This window comes from Streptomyces sp. NPDC085932, assembly GCF_044540525.1.
GTDB classification, from domain to species: Bacteria; Actinomycetota; Actinomycetes; order Streptomycetales; family Streptomycetaceae; genus Streptomyces; species Streptomyces levis.
Map to the genome: position 1 here is coordinate 485,355 of NZ_JBITSJ010000006.1, position 17,803 is coordinate 503,157.

The window sequence follows — 17,803 nt, forward strand, 5'->3', positions numbered from 1 at the left end:
GAGGTCAGGGGGACAGCGGCGCGAGCGTGTACCGCACGGCCCGCTCCGCGCGGTCCAGGGCCGTGGCGCACTGCGCGGGGGTGTCGCCCACGGCGACGAGCGCGGCGAGGCGGGGGACGATGCCGCGCGGCGGCAGCCGCAGTTCGGTGCCGGGCGGGGCGAGTTCGACGGTCTCCACGATGCCGGGGACGGCTGCGGCGGCCGTGACGTCCAGCTCGCGCACCACGGCGTCGTGGCCGGGGTAGAGGAAGCGGACCTCGGCGCACCGGTCGAGGTGCGGCACCAGCGTGGGGGCCCGGCCCAGGGCGAGGTCGGCGGCGGCCGCGACCTGGTCCACGCCGGTGGCGAGGGCGCCGAGGAGCGGGATGAAGTCGCCGCCGAGCCGCCCGTTGACCTCGACCACGCATGGTCCGGACGGGGTCAGGCGCACCTCGCTGTGGGTGATGCCGGTGCGCAGCCCGAGCGCGGCGTGTGCCGCCGCGACCACGAACTCCACGTCGTACGCCCAGCTCTCGTCCCGCCAGGGCGCGACGAGGTGCCCCGTCTCCTCGAAGTGGGGCGCGAAGCCGAGCCGTTTGCGGGCCACGTTGACGATGTGCACGCGGCCGTGGTCCACCGCGCAGTCCACACTGATCTCGGGTCCGGTCAGGTACTCCTCGACGATGGCGCCGTCGAGCCGCCGGATGCCCGGGAAGGAGGACGTTCTCGCCTGCTCGAAGGCACCGGCCACCTCCTCCGGGCGGGTGGCGAGGGTGACGCCGATGGAGCCGGCCAGGCCGCGGGGCTTGACGACGACGGGCAGACCCAGTTGCTCGGCGGCCGCGAGGGCCTCGTCGTGGTCGTGGACGTGGCGGAAGCCCGCGGAGGGTACGCCGGCCGCGGCCAGCGCCCGGCGGGTGGCGAGCTTGTCGCGGCAGTGGCGCACCGCCTGCGGGCTCAGGTGCGGCAGCCGAAGGCGCCGGGCGACCTCGGCGGTGGTCTCCAGGAGCGTCTCGTCCCAGGTGAGCACCGCGACCGGGCCCGCTGCGGGCGCGAGCAGGTCGGCGACCGCGGCGGTGACGGCGTCGGCGTCGGACGTGTCGGCGGACCGGAACCGGCCACCGATGTACGGGCGTTGCCACTGCGGCGCCGCGGGCTGCACGAGCGCGGTCTCCACCCGCTGCGCCAGCGCGGCGAGCGCGTACCTGCGGTAGGGCGGGTTCCCGCAGCCCACCACGGCGATCCGGGCGGGCGCGCCGACGTCGACCGGGGCGCACAGCACGGACGTGTCGCGGGCGGTCCGCAGTACGTCCGCCTCGACCTCTGCGGTACTCGCGCCGGAGAACCGGAACCGTGCGCCGGCGTGCTCGTAACCGCCGCCCGTCAGCAACCGGCCCCGAGGCGGGATCCTCCGGGCGTAGGCCCTCCCGTCGTCCGGCAGGCGGACGGACCGCACGCGGCAGGGCGTCGGCGCCGAGGGCGGCACCAGCAGCCAGCCCCCGACCCGGCCCGTGTGCGGCAGTGCGGCCGGTGTCGGATCGGGCGTGCCGGTCTGGTGGGCGAAGGCGGCGGCCATCAGGTCGACGCCGTGCACCTCCCGCCACACGAACGGCACTTCGGCCCCGCCGGGCCGGGCCCCGAGTTCCAGGACGGTCAGCGCCCCGGTCTCGCTTTCGAACAGCTCCAGATGGAAGACGGAGGGCCGTGCCAGCAGAGCCCGCGTCGCCGAGGAAACCAGCTGGAGGAGCCCGGCCGGCAGGGAGTGTTCGTCGATCTCCACCGAGCCGAGCGCCTCGCCCTCCGCGAATTCCAGGCAGGTGCTCAGGTACCGCGAAGCCCGCCAGAGCCCCGGTTCGCGCCCGGTGAACACGCCGTCGACGTGCAGGACCCGGTCCGCCACCCACGGCTGGACGATCAGGTCGACGCCGTCCGGGAAGGCGAACTCGGCCAGGGCCATGGGCGAGTCGAGGCGGGTGACACCCGCGCTGGCCGTGCCGCGCCGGGGTTTGACGAGCAGCGGCCAGCCGTGTGCGGCGGCGAACCGCGTGACGGCGGCGTGGTCCGGGGCGGCGGCGGTCGGCGGGACCGGGACCCCGGCGGCCTCCAGCCGCTGCGCCATCAGCAACTTGTCCCGCACGGGCCGCAGTTCCTCGGCCCCGGGCCCCGGCAGGGCGAACTCGTCCCGCAGGAGGGCCGCCAGGTCCAGGTCGGTCTCCTGCAGCGCGACGATCCGCGTCGGCGGCCCGGACCGCTCGGTCAGCCGGTCCACCGCCTCGCGCACCGCCTTGACGTCCTCGGTGCTGTCCACCAGCTCCACTCCGGCTGCTCGGGCCACGGGCAGGTGGCGCAGCGCCTGCTCGGTGGTGACGTAACTGACGCGGTGGACGGTGTGGTCGAGGTAGCGGCCGTAGTCGGCGTAGCGGTCGGTCCAGCGGTGCAGGACGACGACATGGCCGCCTTCGCGGGGGGAGCCGGGCACAGAACCTCCTGGGAGCACGGGCAAGGGCTTGGGGCGCCGGGCGGGCGCCGGGCGACGGCGGGTGTCAGGCGGTGGTGAGCAAGGCGTCGTGCAACTCCCAGAGCAGGGCGGCGCACTCCGCGCGGCCCACGTCACGCGTGGTGAGCCGCACCGTCAGCACCGGCCCGTCCTCCTGGGAACGGGCGTAGCAACGTGGACCGATGGTGGTGAACGGCGTCTCGAAGAAAAGGGCGGGTTCCGCCGGCCCCTGCGCGTCCGCGGCCGCACGGGCCTCGTCCCCGGGAGGCGCGGCCACATGGTTGAAGGCGCAGGCGGGTTCGAGGGCCCGCGGTGCGCGGGTACGCAGGGCGGCGACCGCGGTCACGTCGGACATGCCGTGCCGCACGGCGCGCAGGCTGTTCCAGTGCACTGTGCCGGCCAGGGCGGTGAGATCCGCGCGGGCCCCCTCCACCAGGGCGGGAACCCACTGGTTCATCGAGGTGACCACGTCCTTCCAGCGGCCGGCGAACCGGTTGGCGCTCATCAGGTGCACCAGCAGCGCGTCGCTGCCGCACCGGCGCGCCACGGCCCGCACGTAGGCGGCCATGACCGCGCTCGCGACGGAGACGCCGGCCCGGCCGGCGAGTGCGCGTGCCGCGGCCAGCGCGGGCGCCGAGCGCAGCGTCGCTTGCACCACCTCGCCGGGAGCGTCGCCGCTGTCCGGCAGCCGAGCGGCCGGCGCCCGGCTGCCCAGCCGCTCCCAGTGCTCCAGCGCGGCTCGCTGCCGCCGCAGCCCGGTCGGTCCGTGCTGCTCCGCGGCCAGGTGCAGGGGGCCCGGTGCCGTCGCCCGCAGGCTGCCCGGTGCGGCGATCTCCCGCAGGAGTTCCCGGCGCAGCACTTCCTGCGCCCAGGCGTCCGCCAGGATGTGGTGCTTGACGAACACCAGGCGCTGTGAGCCGGATGCGTCGCCGACGAGCCGGGCCCGCCAGCCGTCCTCCCGGCCGAGGTCGAAGGGCTCACCGGCCAGCACGCGGGCCTGGTCTTCGACCGGGGCGCCCCCGGCCGGGGCGGCGGGCAGCACCACGGGCGCGGTCTCCTCGGCCACCCACTGCCGGGGCGCGTCCGGGTCGCGCAGGTCGTAGCGGGTGCGCAGCGAGGGGTGGCGGCGGGCGAGGCAGGCCAGCGCCGCTCGTACCGCATCGGGGGCCGTGCCGGGGGGCAGGTCCCACACGGCCGCGTTGTTGGGCTCATGGTGCTGGGACGGCGGCAGCTCGCGGATGTCGTGCCAGACCGAGAGCTGGCCCAGGGAGAGAGGTCCGGCGTCGATCGGCTGCACGACGGGTGACCTCCGATTTCATGATGCGGAAACGCTTTTCCGCTGTGAGCTCCTTAAGCTGCCACAAACTGTTGAAGCCTGTCCAGGGATCTCGAGGCCGCCGCATCAACGAGGCTGCCGTCAAGGGCTGTTGGGCCCGCGCGGTGGTCACGCCGGGTTCATCGAAGGGGGAGTGGGGTGGCGCTCCTGTGGGTGGCTGTGGCACCGTAAGCGCCCGCATCGCGGAAGAGGAATTCCGCAAAGCGAAAGAATGAGTCTGAAGTCACCTCGTACGAAAGGAACCCGTCAGTGAGCCGACCGCCGGCCGCCACCGCCGCGGCAACCGGTGAGTTCCTCCACGACCTCCTGCTCGATCCGGCGCGCCACGCCCCCGGCCGGCCCGCCGTCATAGAGCCAGCCGCCCCCGGCGGGACGACCGTCACGACCTACGCCGAACTCGCCCGCGCGGTCGACGCCTACGCCACCGCCCTGCGCGCCCTGGAGTTCGAGCCCGGCACGCGCGTGCTCCTGGAGGCCGAAGCCGGCGCCGAGGCGATCGCCGTACTGCTCGCCTGCTCCCGCGCCGGGCTCACCTTCGTACCGATCGCTCCCGACACCCCACAGGAACGTCTGCGTACCCTCGTCGGCACCGCCCGCCCCGCCCTGCACCTCCAGGCGAAGACCGGCGAGCGCACCGACCTCCCGCCCGGCCTCGGCACGGCCCGCTTCGCCGCGGGTGAACTGGTCGTCGAACGCACCCCGGCCGCGACTGCCCGCCGGCGCCGCGTGCCCTGCGTCACCGACCCGGCGTACATCGTCTTCACCTCCGGCACGACCGGCCGCCCGAAGGGCGTCGTCATGAGCCACCGCGCCGTCACCGCCTTCTACCGCGGCATGCTGGCCCACCGCCTGGCCGCCCCCGGCGACCGGATCGCCGGCACCTCACCCCTCCACTTCGACTTCTCCCTGCTCACCATCGGCCTGGCGCTGGCCAGTGGTGCCGCCGTCGTGCCCGTGCCCCAGCGCGCGGTGCGCTGGCCCCGGCGCTTCCTGCGAGCCCTGCACGACACGGGGGCCACGCACGTCAACGGCGTACCGTCCATCTGGCGTCAAGTGCTGCGACACGAACCGGACCGCCTGGCCGGGCTCGCGACGCTGCGGCAAGTCCTCTTCTGCGGAGAGGAGTTCCCGCTGCCCGAGCTGCGCCGCCTCCAGGAGCTGCGCCCCGGCATGCGCATCGTCAACTGCTACGGCGCCACCGAGTCGATGGCCGCCTCGTTCGAGGACGTGCCCGATCCCCTCCCGGCCGACCTGGAGCGCCTGTCGATCGGCACCGCCCACCCCGGTGCCGAGATGATCCTCGTCGACGAGGCGGGCGGCGTCGTGGACGGACCCGGGGCGCACGGGGAGATACTCCTGCGCAGTCCCGCCCTGTTCACCGGCTACTGGGACGATCCCGAGGCCACCCGGGCCGCACTCGTCCCCGACCCGCTGTGCCCCGAGTCCGGGCAACGCGTACTGCGCACCGGCGATCTGGCGGTGCGTGGGGAGAACGGCGAGCTCTACTTCCTGGGACGCACCGACTCCCAGGTCCAGATCAACGGCAACCGTGTGGAACTCGGCGAGGTCGAACGCCGCCTGCTGCAGCACCCCGCGGCCACCGCAGCCGCCGTCCTGCGACGGCCCTCACCCGAGGGCGGGAGCTGCCTCGCCGCCTTCGTCGTCCTCGCTCCCGACGCGCTACGGACCGGCGCGGCCACCACGAACTCCGCCTCGGCTGCCGAACCTGCCGCGCCGGACCAGGACATCGCCCCCCTCCTGCGCGCCTTCTGCGCCCGGACCCTGCCCTCCTACATGGTCCCGGCCGAGGTACGCGTCGTGCCCACCCTGCCCCTCACGGCGAACGGCAAAGCAGACCGTGCGGCACTGGCGGCGAGTCTCACCGACCCTGAGGGAGCAGCGCGTTGACCCGGACCCCGAGCCCGACTCCGATCTCGGCTCCGGTCAGGGCCGGCCGGCTGCGCACCATCATCCGCGTCCGTGTCGGCGGGCTGCCGGGCTCCTTCTGGGTCCTGTGGACCGGCAGCCTGGTCAACCGCCTCGGGGCCATGGTCAACCCGTTCCTCAGCCTCTACCTCACCCAGGCCAGGAACGTTCCCCTCCACGCGGTCGGTCTCATCCTCGCGGTCGTCGGCGTCGGCTCGGTCCTCTCCCAGCCCCTCGGCGGATTCCTCGCCGACCGCTTCGGCCGTCGCGCGGCCCTGACCGGTGGGATGCTCGCCAACGCCGCCTCGCTGCTGGCGCTGGGCAGCGCGCACACGCTGCCCGCCCTCACCGCGGCCGGTTTCGCCCTCGGCGTCACCATCGACCTCTTCCGGCCCGCCGCGCAGGCCTTGGTCGCGGACGCCGTGCCCGCCGCCGACCGCACCCGCGCCTTCGGCCTGCTGCTGTGGTCGGTGAACCTCGGCTTCTCCGCCGCCATGATCCTCGGCGGCCACCTCGCGACCCGCGGCTTCCACCTGCTGTTCTGGGCGGACGCCGCCGCGTGCGCGATCTTCGGCCTGCTGGTGTGGTTCGCCGTCCCCGAAACGCGTCCGCAGGCCGCCGACCGGGGGAGCGGCAGCTACCGCACCGTCCTCGCCGATCGCGCCATGGCGGCCTTCGCCGGCGTCGTCGTCCTGTACGCCGTCGTCTTCCAGCAGGCCTTCGCCACCCTGCCGATCGCCATGGCCCGCGACGGCCTTCCCGGCGACGTCTACGGCCTGGTCATGGCGGTGAACGGCGTGGTCGTCATCGTCGTACAGCCGCTGATCGGCCACCGGCTCGACGCCTACGACAAGAGCCGGATCCTGGCCACCGGCTTCCTCCTGGCCGCCACCGGCAGCGCCCTCGTCGCCGCCGCCTCCGCCGGACCGGCCTACGGGGCGGCCGTCGCGGTGTGGAGCCTGGGAGAGGTCCTCGTCTTCGCCGTCACCGCCGCCATCGTGGCGGACCTGGCCCCACCCACCCTGCGCGGGCGCTACAACGGCCTGCTCGGAATGGCCTGGGGCACCGGCTTCCTCATCGCCCCGCTCCTCGGCACCCGCCTCCTCGGCATCGGATCCACCGTCCTGTGGCTGTCGTGCACCGCCCTGTGCTGCCTGGCCGCCCTCGCCCAACTCGCCCTCCGCCCGACGATCAGAGCCCGGGGCGCCCTGGACGCCGACGACCCAGAGCCGCGGCGGGCCGACGCGTCGTAGCACGGAAGCGCCGACAGCGGCTCCGGACTCGGACATGCATGCTGAGGCATTGAGAAAGCCCGTGCCGCCGCCACAGCGGTGCCCCTCCCTCAGGGCCCCGCCCGAACTCTGAATCCCATCCTGAAGCGCCCGCACCGCCAATAGCCCATGAACGTGAGGGCGCTCCGGTCTGGGTGTAACTGCCCGTGCCCGACGGCCCGGGGACTCCCGTACCTGCCGACTGAGTGGGAACGACGACGCACAACACGCGGCTCGACAGGCCCAGATCCCCACGGCGCTGGCTTTGACGCTCCCTGCCTGGCCAAGGCGACGTAGCGGCCGTTGAGGCCGAGCGGGCTAGGGTACTGGCCATGGCTTTGGACCGAGATGGCGTGATGCTGCCGCGCCTGCGACCGACGGAGGTGGCGCGACGAGGGGTGATCTTCGGGCTGCTGGGCGTGGCGCCGCTTATGGTGGCGACTTTGAGTATCAGCGGCCACAGCGACCGCGAAGAGTTCCTGGCCGTCGTGGGTGTTATCGCCGGACTCTTCGGTCTCAGCCTGCTTGTGGTCGGTGCGGGCTTCTGGTGGGTCAGCGCGGGGGACATCCGACGCCTGCGGGACTGGCGCACCCTCACGACCCAAGCCGCCTCGGTCACCATCATCGGTCCCACCTTCCTGCGCTCCGGGCTGTTCCTGACCGTCCTCGGGACCGCTGCTCTCGTCCTGAACCAGCTCGTGGACACAGCGCCCTACGGCAGTCGGTTGTATGGCTAGTGGCTCATCTCGGAATGCTGAACAGTCGGGAACGTGGCGGAATGCCCACCTAGCGACCGTCGCTGCGGCTTCGCTCGTGAAGGGCGGCCGGGCCATCACCCGACCGCCCCCTCTCACGCTCTGTGTGCGTCAGCCGGTGAACTGCTGCCACATGACGGCCTCATCCGATGCGAGCGGCGGCCCCCACACCAGCCGGCCGCCGATCAGCCCCGGCAGGTAGCCGGTGGCCAGCTGCGGATGCTCCAGCTTGTCGGCCATCTCCTCGAACAGCATGCTCAACGTCTGATCCCCGACCGTGCGCACACTCGTATCGTCCCAATGCCCGATCCTGCCCGTTTCGGCGTCGAGGAACAGACCGTAACTGGTGTCGGTCATCGACCACGAGCAGAGAGGAATCCATGACGGCCTCCACACCGTCGCCTCTTCGAAGCCCTGGTGGGCCTGTAGATCGCGTTGATGCTCCATGTGCCGCCGATACACCGAAGCCACCGTGTCCAGCGGCATCAACGCCCAGCCGCCGTTATCGGGCATGAGAGCCGCCCCCGCGGTGTCCTCCGCCCCCGCACACAGCAGCCACAACGCCCGCAGCTCTGCGGGGATACGTAGTCCGAGTGCCTGCTCCAGTGCGACAATCCCGTCTGGGGACGCGCCGGGCAGCAGCGCTCCATGGGTAACGGGCGTGTGCTGTTCAAGCCAAGTGATGATCCGCCGCCACGCTTCGCTCACCTGGCGTGCTGCGATCTGCTCAAAGCGGGGTTCCGGCTCGACCGTGGGAGCCTGCCTGTCGTCGGCGTCGGGAAGCGGCCCGCTCGCCTCGACGTCGCGGATCTCGACCCGGTCTGCGTCCAGCAGGGGCGGTCCGTAGGCGTAGCGCACGATCAAAGGCGGGCACTCATCGAAGGTGTCACCGTCGATCGTCGCCATATGCAGGCCGCGTCTGCCAGCCTGCTCGCCCAGACGTGGATCCTCGGCCAGCTGCCGGGCCAGGGTCTTGATCGCGTACAGGACACCGTCACCGAGCTCGCTGCAGCGAGCTTGTATGTGGTCGGGCAAGTCAACCATCACAGTCACTGGGAAGCATGCTCCTCGTGTAGAACTCGAGCGTACCGCTGGGTGCGCAGGGCCATTGCCGCAAGTGAATGACGGGCGGCAGTACGACCGTGAGACTCTTGCTGACCTGTAGCTTCCGTAAGCCACCGAGACCCGCAGTCGCCCGCGAGGTCCCGCAGTCCACGGCCTCTCCGCGCAGGTACGGCGACGACATCAGCGGTCGCCTAGGCGGAGAACTGGCCCAGCACACGCACCAGCGTGGTGGCGTCGAGGTCCTGCCCGGTGAGCAAGGCCCAGGCGCTGCACAGCCGCCGGGCCGGATGAGCCATGCGTCGATGTCCACCCCGGCCCGGCGGAGTCGCAGAGTAGGAGCGCATCACCCAGCTGTTGGCCGACGCGGCGCCGGGCACCGCTGTCCGTGCGGGGCGGTGATGGTGTTGCCTCGTCCGGTTCCCGCGGCTGCGGCGTCGCGGGCCTCCGCGCGCTCGGCCTGAACGACGTCGTCGGTGTCGGGGTCGTGGACCGCATGGCTCGGTCAACCGGCCTGAGCACCGCATTAACAGTCGTCTCAGGTTCGCTCAGTAGGAACTAGCCATCCAGACAAGCGATGCAACTCGTATGGAGGAGGCTAGTGATGGCAGTCAACGCAGCGCCGTCCGGGCAAGCGCCGGCCGGCCGGTTGGCAGGCCGGTGGGTGCCCTGGTTGGTGATCGGCCTATGGCTGGTGCTGGCGGCAGGCATGGTGCCGCTGAGCGGAAAGCTGAGCTCGGTCACCACCGACAGCGCCGTGGACACCCTGCCGGCCGGCGCCGAGTCCACCAAGGTGGCGGTGCTGGACGACAGCCTGCCCGGAGGTGACAACAACACGTTCGTCTTCGTGTACCACCGCGCCGGCGGCATGACCGACGCCGACCGCGCGACGGTCGAGCGCCACTACGACACCCTTGCCAAACGGTATCCACCGAAGGCGACGACGGCGGCCGGCGAGGACGAGGGCAACGAGGGCTCACCGATGAGACCCTCCACCGACGGCAAGGCGATGATGTTCACCCTCGAAGTGAGCACGGCCTACGGCGCGCCGGAGGCCATCGTCGGCCCGTTGCGCGACGCCGCGAAGGACCGCCCCTCCGGCCTGGAACTCGACGTGACCGGCCCGGGCGCGATCGACGGCGACATGGACGCCGTCTTCGACGGTATCGACGAGCAGGTCCTCCTCACCACCATCGTCGTCGTCACGCTCCTGCTCATCCTCACCTACCGCAGCCCGGTGTTGTGGCTCATCCCGCTCGTGGCCGTGGGCGCGGCCGCACTGACCGCGATGGGGACTGTCTATCTGCTCGTCAAGGGCTTCGGCATCGTGGTCAACGACCAGAACTCGGCGCTGCTGACGATCCTGGTGTTCGGCGTCGGCACGGACTACGCGCTGTTGCTCATCGCTCGATACCGGGAGGCACTGCATCACCATGAGAACGTCCGGGTCGCGATGGTCCACGCGCTGCGCGGCGCGGCGCCGGCCATCGTCGCGTCCGCGGCCACCGTGGTCGCCGGCCTGCTCTGCCTGCTCGTCGCGGACCTGAACAGCACCAGCGGGCTGGGCCCAATCGGCGCGGTCGGCATCCTGTGCGCGCTGGTGGCCATGCTGACTCTGTTCCCGGCGGTGCTCGTGGTGCTCGGCAGGCGGATCTTCTGGCCGGCCATCCCGCGGTTCAGCACGGCGGTGGAGGAAAAGCCGGGGCTGTGGGGACGGCTCGGCGCCGCCATCAGCCGCCGCCGCTGGGTGGCGACGCTCGGCTCGCTCGGAGTCCTCGGCGTGCTCGCCCTCGGGCTGACGGGCAACACCGGCGCCTTGCGGGAGCAGGACCAGTTCCTGTCCGCGCCGGAGTCGGTCACGGGCTTCACCGTCCTCCGCCAGCACTTCCCGGAGCTCGGCGGCCAGCCGATGACGATCTTCACGCGGCCGGCGCACCAGGAGCGGGTGCTCGACATCGTCAAGGACACGCGCGGTGTGGCCCTGGCCGTACCGGAGCAGACCAGCGGTGGCTGGGCCAACATCGCCGTGTTCCCCAAGGACGCGCCGGACACCGCCGCAGAGTACGACACGATCAAGCGGGTGCGGACTGCCGTGCACGCGGTGAGCGGGGCGGAGGCGATCGTCGGCGGGCCGAGTGCGGAGAACCTCGACACCGAGGAGACCACCAAGCGCGACGAGAAGCTGGTGATCCCGCTGGTGCTGGCCGTCGTCCTGATCGTCCTCGGGCTGCTGCTGCGCGCGATCCTGGCCCCGCTGGTCCTGATGGCCACCGTGATCGTCTCATTCGCCGCGGCCTTCGGCGGCAGCGTGTTCGTCTTCGACACGATCCTCGGGTTCAAGGGCGTCGACTATTCGGTGCCGCTGCTGGCATTCCTGTTCCTGGTGGCGCTCGGCGTCGACTACAACATCTTCCTGGCCAGCCGGGCCCGGGAGGAGACCGTGCGCCTCGGCACCCGAAAGGGCATGCTCACAGCGCTCTCCGCGACCGGTGGTGTCATCACCTCGGCGGGCCTGGTCCTGGCGGCCACGTTCGCGGTCCTCGTCACCCTTCCGCTGGTGATGCTGATCGAGGTCGGGTTCCTGGTGGCCTTCGGCGTGCTGCTCGACGCCCTGCTGGTGCGGTCGGTCCTGGTGCCCGCCCTCACCCTGCTGATCGGCCGGCGGATGTGGTGGCCGAGCCGCCTGTCCCGTCCAGCGGCGGAACTGCCGGACGGTCAACAGCCGCGCGCCGACGACGAGGAGCCCGCGCTGCAACGGTGAGCGCGGCGGCACGGACGAGATCCGGGACGGGCCATAGGCCCGTCCCGGTTCGTTCATGGGCCCGACGGCCGCCGCCTTCGGTCTGTGCCGTTTGGACCTGTGCCGTGCGGCCGGGGCTGGGGACAGCGCATCGCGGTGTCCTGCCACGACGGTGAGCCGCGCGGGGCCCTGCCCGAGGGCCGCCGTTCGTCGTCCTGCGCCGCGCCGCCGGGGCGGGTCAGCGCACCGTGGTGTCGTCCCCGGCGGTGAGCCGCGCGATCGGGGCGGCCGGGGCCGCGGCCGGAAGGTCGACCTGAAGCAGCGCGCCACCGCGTGCGGAGCGGGCGACGGTGGCCCGGCCGCCGTGGGCGTCGACGACCCGCTGCACGATCGACAACCCCAGACCCGATCCCGGCAACGCCCGGGCGCTGTCGGCACGGTAGAACCGGTCGAACACCCGCGGTACGTCGGCGGCGTCGATGCCGGGCCCGGCGTCGTCGACCTCGAGCACCGCCGACGCGCCCTCGGCCCGGAGCCGGACGTGGACCGGCTGGTCCGCGGGGGACCACTTGGCGGCGTTGTCGATGAGGTTGAGTACCGCTCGCTCGAGCGCAGCGGGACGCCCGCTCACCCACACAGAGGTCACGTCGAGCGCCACCTCGATGTCGGGCATGCGGGAACCCGCCCGGGTCGCGGCGGCCGCCACCACGTCGGCGAGGTCGAGTACCTCGGTGCTCTCGTCGCTGACGTCACCGCGCGCCAGGTCGGTCAGCTCGGCGACAAGGGTGCTCAACTCGTCCACCTGGGCGCCGAGATCGTTGAGCAGCCGGGTCCGGCTCTCCGCCGGCAGTGCGCTGTCCAGGGTGCCGCGCCGATCGAGCCGGATCAGCAGCTCCACGTTGAGGCGCAGGCTGGTGAGCGGGGTCTTGAGCTCGTGGGCGGCGTCCTCGGCGAGCAGCCGCTGGGCGCGCCGGGAGTCCCGGAGCGCGGCGAGCATCTCGTTGATCGACTGGATCAGCCGCCGGATCTCCCCACCGCCCTCATCCGGGATGTCGGCGTCGAGATCCCGAGTGTGCGCGACACGTACCGCGGCGGCGGTCAGCCGGTCGATCGGTGCCAGCCCGGTCCGCGCCACGGTCCGCCCGACAAGGGCGCCGCCGACCACGCAGAGCAGCCCGATCAGCAGCATGCCGAACCCGAACCGGTTGATCGGGCTGTCGTCGACGGCGCGGGCCACTTGGACCGCGCCGTCGCCCGCCCGCAGCGTGTAGATGACGTAGCCGTCCTCGTCGCTGTCGTTCGACTCCATCAGGTCGGCCGACACGCCCTTCGCCACGCGCCCGGCTTGCTCGCTGACCGGGGGCAGCGCGGGTTGTCCGGCCGGAGTCCGGATCGAGCCGTCGGGCAGGATGACCCGCACCAGCCGACCGGATCCGGGATACGGCGGCAGCTGGACCTGCGCCAGACCGGCGCGCTCCGCGTTCGTCGCCAGGACGCGGGAGTCGGCGCGCAGCTGATTCTCGGCGGTCCTCTGCAGCTCCCAGCCCATGAGCTGGCTGGCCACCTGGAAGGCGACGAACACACTGACGGCGATGGCCGTCGCCGCGATCACCGTCAGCCTGGCCCGCAGGGACCGCCGGCGCCACCATCGGGTCACCGGGCGCGATTGCCATCCCGCGGGCCTGCTCACGGAGGAGTCTCCCGCAACGTGTATCCCAGGCCGCGCAGCGTGTAGATCAATCGCGGCTCACCCTCGGCCTCCATCTTGCGGCGCAGGTAACTCACGTACACCTGGAGGTTGTTGGCGGTGGAGCTCATGCCGAAGCCCCAGATCGCCTCGAACAACGCGTCGCGTGTCAGGACCCGGGTCGCGTTGCTCATGAGGACCTGCAGGAGGGAGAACTCCGTCCGGGTCAGGTGCAGCGGCCGACCGCCCCGCCACGCCTCGAACCTGTCCGGATCGAGCCGGACGTCGGCGAACGACAGGATCTGCGACTCCTCGTCGGTCGGCATGCGCCGGCGCAGCAGGGCCCGCACGCGGGCCAGCAACTCCTCGGTGGCGAACGGCTTGGGCAGGTAGTCGTCGGCGCCCGCGTCCAGCCCCGCTACCCGGTCGGAGACCTGGTCACGGGCGGTCAGCATCAGCACCGGCAGATCGCGACCCGCGGCCCGCAACCGCCGGCAGGTCTCCAACCCGCCGAGGCGGGGCATCATCACGTCGAGGAGCAGCAGATCCGGCGCGTCGCCACCGAGCCTGTCGAGCACGGCGAAGCCGTTGGCGACGGTGCTGGTGTCGTAACCCTCGACCTGGAGCACCCGCTCCAGCGACTCACGGATGGCCGCCTCGTCATCCGCGATCATGATCCGCACGCCGGCCCGCCCCCTCCAGTCGGTGCTTTTGCCGCCCATTCTCCCCGGTCAACCTGAGACCAGGATTAGAGGATCGCTGAGGACCGCGCTCCTACGGATACCTAAGAGCAGAACCCACCTGGGCCGACGGCCGGCAAGCCATCTGCCCACCGCCTGGTCCAAGGCGTCACCGTCGATGCGGGTGAGCAGCCGACGGACCGTCGCCTCCGAGTGCACGAGCCTTCGGGGCAGTGATGGCCCTGGGCGCGAGGCGAGTTGCTCCAGTACGTGCGGCGGCGCGTCCGCGATCCTCTCGCCGACCGCCAGTAGCGAGGTGGCGCCAGCCGACACCGGGCAGGCGGTCAGCTTGAGCACGACGGCCAGAGTACGGCGCACGCCTCGCGGACCACGCGGATCCGGCACCTGAGCCAACCGCTCCAACAGACCAGGCACCTCCCCGAGCCCGACGTCGGACTGCACGTGGAGCCGGTCAAGGACCGGCGGAATCGAAGGTGACGCGTCGGCAGGCACGGTCTTCCCACGTAGGTCACGGACGTGAAGCACTTTATGATCACGAGTACCTCTCCTGCACCGCCGGCTCACAGCAACGCCGCGGCCTCGCCCGCAACCCAGGTCTGCCAGACACGACGAGTGTTCGGCAGGTCAGGGCGATCAAGGAGCCAGAGCACGTACCCGGCGTGGCACCGGGCCCACGGACTGTCCGACTCCGCCGCCCGACCGAGCCTGCCCCGTAGATCAGCGCCGTCGACAGCCCGGGCAACCCGTACGTATTCGCGATCCTTGCAGCGATACGCCCGGTGGACGACGAGCTCGACCAGGTCGGTGAGCTTCGCCTTGATTGCTTCGTCCTGGTGAGCACGCGCCACCTTCCGGATCAGGCTCTGCTTCGTGCCCCACGCCTTCGCATGCTGCGTCCACTCCAGCGGGTACCTCGCCTCCCACTCCAGGAAGAGCAACACGTAAGGCAGCCCCGGCCACGTCGCCAGATCCCCGTCCACAGGACTACCCCACACCCCATCAGGCAGCGAACAGCTCTGCGCCTGCTCGTGCATCCGGCGCGCACGCACAAAGGCCGACTCCCGATGCTGCTCGTCCGCTCCCAGGGGCCGCGCCGGCAGCCACATCTCGTTGGACCGGGCGAGCGCGTCCGCCACCTTCCTCCGGGCCTCCACCAGATGGACGAGCGCCGCACCTCTCGTGACCGGATCCTCCGCTATGAGCCCGAACGCCCAACCCAGTCGCTCAGCCCACGCACAAGCGTCGTCCGTATCCGTACCTGCTCCTTCAACCACGCACGGGATCATCTCCTAGCGCGGTCGGCTTGCTCCACCCGACGGCGCGGGCGAGACGCAAGGGCTCCGGGACAGGACGACGAGAACAGGAACAGAAGGCCTCGTCCACGCAGGCGACGGCGAGCACGCCGAACTGAACCCCACCCGAGGCGCCTGGCCGTTCGCGCTACCAGCGCGCAGGCCCGGGGCACCGCCACCCGGGGAGCGACGCGAGAGGCCGACGACGAAGCGGTTCAGGCGGGGTCGGGGGCGCCCTGGTGGGCGCTGAGCGCGTCGGCGGTGCTCGGGTAGTGGGGCAGGAGACTGTCCACTCCGGTGAGGGTGAGCATGCGCATCAGCCGGTCGGGGACAGCGGCCAGGGCCAGGGAGCCGCCCGCTTCCTGGGCGCCGTGCCAGATGCCGATCAGCGCGCTGAGGCCGGCGGAGTCACAGAAGCCCACACCTGACAGGTCCAGGATCAAGTGGTGGTGGCCCTGGCTGATCAACTCCAGCGCGCGGGCACGCAAGCCGGGTGCGGTATGCAGGTCGATCTCGCCGGTGACGGTGGCGGCCGCTGCGGGACCGGGGGTGGCGGTCAGGGCCAGCTCGATGTCGTCGGTCATGGCCGTCAGTGCTCCTCACCGGCGGGCGCGGCGGTGGTGTGGGCGGTGGATATGGCCCCCGTCGCGGCGGCGGCCTGGTCGGGAGCGGGAACAGACAGAGCCAGCAGGGCGACGTCGTCTCTCGCGCCCTCGGGCAGGGTGTCCAGCAAACCGACGGTGTCCTCGATCAACTGCGCCGCCCCACACGAGGCGGGACGAGCGGTGAGGAAGGCCGTCAGGCCCTCGTCTCCGAGCATGGTGTCGGCGCTGGTATGTGCCTCGGTCAGGCCGTCGGTGTAGAGGAGAAGGGCCTGGCCGGGGGCGAGGTGAAGGGTGGTGGAGGCGAAGCGGGCGCCGGGAAAGGCCCCGATGAGCATGCCCCCCTTGGGGTGGACCGCTTCCACCCGCGTGTGCGCGGCGGGCCCGGCCACGGGCGGGGCGGGGCTGAGGTGGTAGGCCGGGGGGTGCCCCCCGGTGGCCAGTTCCACGGTGAAGCCCCCGGCCGCATCAGGGGCGAAAGTGGCGAAGAAAGCAGTGCAGAACCGGCTGCCCGCCCACACATCGGCCAGCAAGGCGCCGTTCAGGGCCTCAAGCACCGCGACGGGATCGTCCGTGTGCTGGGCGGAGGCCCGCAGGGTGTAGCGGGCCAGGGAGGTGATGGTGGCCGCCTCGGCGCCCTTGCCGCACACGTCCCCCAGGAACAGACCCCAGTTCCCGGAGGGCAGGGGGAAAACGTCGTAGAAGTCGCCGCCCACATCGTGCACGGACGCGGCGTGGTAATGACAGGCCAGCTCCAGGCCGGGCACCGTCGGCAGCGCCGGCGGCAACAGAGTGCGCTGCAAGGTGGAGGCGAAGGAGGCGATCGCCGCCTTGTCCCTCTCCGCCTGCTCCCGGGCCGCACGCTCGGCCTCGGCGACCCGCTGCTCCTGGCGCACCGTGCGCAGCGCGGACAGACGCAGCTCCATCTCGTCCATCACGATCGCCGCCAGATCGGTCAGGCCGGCAGTCTGTTCGGAGGTGATGGAGCGGGGCTTGGTGTCCAGGACGTTGACGGTACCCAGCTTGTGCCCGTCCCGGGTGGTGATCGGCGCGGCGGCGTAGAACCGAACGCCCAGCGGACCGGTCACCAGCGGGTTGCCGCAGGCGACGTCGTCGAGCAGGGTGTCGGGGATCACCAGGGCATCGTCGCGCAGCACCGCCGAGCCGCACAGGCCCGGGTCGCGGCCGATCTCGCTGACCCCGTTCAGGCCGTGCGCGGCCTTGAACCAGATCCGGTCCTCGTCCACGATCGTCACTGTCGCCACGGGGACGTCGAACAGGCGGGCTGCCAGCGCAGCCACCCGGTCGAACGCCCCGTCGGGCGGGGTGTCGAGGATGTCGTAGCGGCGCACCGCTTCCATCCGCCCGGCCTCGACGACCGCGTCGGGCACCAGATGCAGGCGCTTGCCAGGAACGCCGTCCTCGGATGCCGAAGCCTGCTCGGGCATCGGCTTTCCACCTTCCTGACCTTCCGCAGCCACCGGGCGCGACGCGGACCAGTGGAAAGCCTAAGTGCAGTGATTGTGCGCAGGACATCCGGGTGGCACCTCGAAGGATCCACTGCTGTTCAGCACCGGGGCCAGCGAGACGAGCGCCGCGGCACCCGAAGGAGACGGCGGGAGCGGGCGGCGGTCCGGTGTCGTTCGGCCGGTTACCCGGCGTGCGGCACCGGCTGGGACGGCCGGTGCCATCTGGCATCCGCGCGCACATCGGCGAGCGCGGGGCACAGCTGTAACCATCCTGGGGTGGCGAAGACACAGCTGGGTGCCCGCGTGGACGAAGACGTCGCGGAACTCGCAAAGAAGCGCGCCGCCGACCTGGGGCTGAGCATCGGGGACTACCTCGCGCGGCTGGTGCAGGATGACGCCAGCGGGCTGCGTGCCCGAGCGGTGGGGGCGGCCGCCCGTTTCCCGGCCGACCACCAGACGTTCTTCGTCGAGGCCGAACAGGCCCCG

Annotated in this window: 13 protein-coding genes; 4 read left to right on the forward strand and 9 right to left on the reverse strand. The window is 71.9% G+C overall.

The window, feature by feature from the left end; translation table 11 throughout:
* Positions 1–4: 4 nt before the first annotated feature.
* Together ACIGAQ_RS29275 and ACIGAQ_RS29280 are read right to left on the reverse strand one after the other, a co-directional pair.
* Entirely contained in the window at positions 5–2,458 is a 2,454-nt protein-coding gene (locus tag ACIGAQ_RS29275; RefSeq protein ID WP_399788007.1) for an ATP-grasp domain-containing protein, read from the reverse strand.
* 64 nt (positions 2,459–2,522) lie between these two features.
* Positions 2,523–3,773 (reverse strand): condensation domain-containing protein, encoded by a 1,251-nt coding sequence (locus tag ACIGAQ_RS29280; RefSeq protein WP_399788010.1) that lies wholly within the window; start codon positions 3,771–3,773, stop codon positions 2,523–2,525.
* A gap of 288 nt (positions 3,774–4,061) precedes the next feature.
* On the opposite strand from ACIGAQ_RS29280, the gene ACIGAQ_RS29285 reads away from it, so the two are divergent.
* The 3 genes from ACIGAQ_RS29285 (at position 4,062) to ACIGAQ_RS29295 (ending at position 7,746) form a co-directional block, all read left to right on the forward strand.
* Positions 4,062–5,720 (forward strand): amino acid adenylation domain-containing protein, encoded by a 1,659-nt coding sequence (locus ACIGAQ_RS29285; RefSeq protein WP_399788013.1) that lies wholly within the window; start codon positions 4,062–4,064, stop codon positions 5,718–5,720.
* Positions 5,717–6,991 (forward strand): MFS transporter, encoded by a 1,275-nt coding sequence (locus ACIGAQ_RS29290; protein WP_399788015.1) that lies wholly within the window; start codon positions 5,717–5,719, stop codon positions 6,989–6,991. The genes ACIGAQ_RS29285 and ACIGAQ_RS29290 overlap by 4 nt, the downstream gene beginning before the upstream one ends.
* A gap of 350 nt (positions 6,992–7,341) precedes the next feature.
* Positions 7,342–7,746 carry a DUF6336 family protein gene (locus ACIGAQ_RS29295; RefSeq protein ID WP_399788018.1) on the forward strand — a complete coding sequence of 135 codons (405 nt, stop codon included), beginning with the start codon at positions 7,342–7,344 and terminating at the stop codon, positions 7,744–7,746.
* Between the two features lie 129 nt (positions 7,747–7,875).
* Here the strand turns inward: ACIGAQ_RS29295 and ACIGAQ_RS29300 are convergent, their stop codons facing one another.
* Positions 7,876–8,808: an SMI1/KNR4 family protein gene (locus ACIGAQ_RS29300; protein WP_399788464.1), complete on the reverse strand. Its 933-nt coding sequence runs from the start codon at positions 8,806–8,808 to the stop codon at positions 7,876–7,878.
* A 622-nt stretch (positions 8,809–9,430) separates the two neighbouring features.
* Between ACIGAQ_RS29300 and ACIGAQ_RS29305 the strand changes: the two genes are divergently transcribed.
* Positions 9,431–11,587, forward strand: a complete 2,157-nt coding sequence (locus ACIGAQ_RS29305) for an MMPL family transporter (protein WP_399788020.1) — start codon at positions 9,431–9,433, stop codon at positions 11,585–11,587.
* 217 nt (positions 11,588–11,804) lie between these two features.
* Here ACIGAQ_RS29305 and ACIGAQ_RS29310 read toward each other — a convergent pair whose 3' ends face one another.
* From ACIGAQ_RS29310 to ACIGAQ_RS29335, 6 genes are all read right to left on the reverse strand, one after another.
* Positions 11,805–13,256: an ATP-binding protein gene (locus ACIGAQ_RS29310; protein WP_399788023.1), complete on the reverse strand. Its 1,452-nt coding sequence runs from the start codon at positions 13,254–13,256 to the stop codon at positions 11,805–11,807.
* Positions 13,253–13,936, reverse strand: a complete 684-nt coding sequence (locus tag ACIGAQ_RS29315) for a response regulator transcription factor (protein WP_311678268.1) — start codon at positions 13,934–13,936, stop codon at positions 13,253–13,255. The genes ACIGAQ_RS29310 and ACIGAQ_RS29315 overlap by 4 nt, the downstream gene beginning before the upstream one ends.
* Before the next feature lie 48 nt (positions 13,937–13,984).
* Positions 13,985–14,518 (reverse strand): transposase family protein, encoded by a 534-nt coding sequence (locus ACIGAQ_RS29320; RefSeq protein ID WP_399788025.1) that lies wholly within the window; start codon positions 14,516–14,518, stop codon positions 13,985–13,987.
* The gene (locus ACIGAQ_RS29325) at positions 14,515–15,090 is read right to left on the reverse strand and encodes a hypothetical protein (RefSeq protein WP_399788028.1); all 576 of its coding nucleotides are present in this window, start codon (positions 15,088–15,090) and stop codon (positions 14,515–14,517) included. Before ACIGAQ_RS29325 ends, ACIGAQ_RS29320 begins: the two co-directional genes overlap by 4 nt.
* Positions 15,091–15,461: 371 nt before the next feature.
* Positions 15,462–15,830, reverse strand: coding sequence for an STAS domain-containing protein (locus ACIGAQ_RS29330; RefSeq protein ID WP_311678264.1), 369 nt, complete (start codon positions 15,828–15,830; stop codon positions 15,462–15,464).
* 5 nt (positions 15,831–15,835) lie between these two features.
* Positions 15,836–17,296 carry a PP2C family protein-serine/threonine phosphatase gene (locus ACIGAQ_RS29335; protein WP_399788031.1) on the reverse strand — a complete coding sequence of 487 codons (1,461 nt, stop codon included), beginning with the start codon at positions 17,294–17,296 and terminating at the stop codon, positions 15,836–15,838.
* Positions 17,297–17,803 lie beyond the last annotated feature (507 nt).

Bases quoted from the DNA above. Each gene is read 5' to 3' on its own strand.
- ACIGAQ_RS29335 (WP_399788031.1), bottom strand. From the start codon at position 17,296: ATGCCCGAGCAGGCTTCGGCATCCGAGGACGGCGTTCCTGGCAAGCGC.
- ACIGAQ_RS29295 (WP_399788018.1), top strand. From the start codon at position 7,342: ATGGCTTTGGACCGAGATGGCGTGATGCTGCCGCGCCTGCGACCGACG.
- ACIGAQ_RS29305 (WP_399788020.1), top strand. From the start codon at position 9,431: ATGGCAGTCAACGCAGCGCCGTCCGGGCAAGCGCCGGCCGGCCGGTTG.
- ACIGAQ_RS29300 (WP_399788464.1), bottom strand. From the start codon at position 8,808: ATGGTTGACTTGCCCGACCACATACAAGCTCGCTGCAGCGAGCTCGGT.
- ACIGAQ_RS29330 (WP_311678264.1), bottom strand. From the start codon at position 15,830: ATGACCGACGACATCGAGCTGGCCCTGACCGCCACCCCCGGTCCCGCA.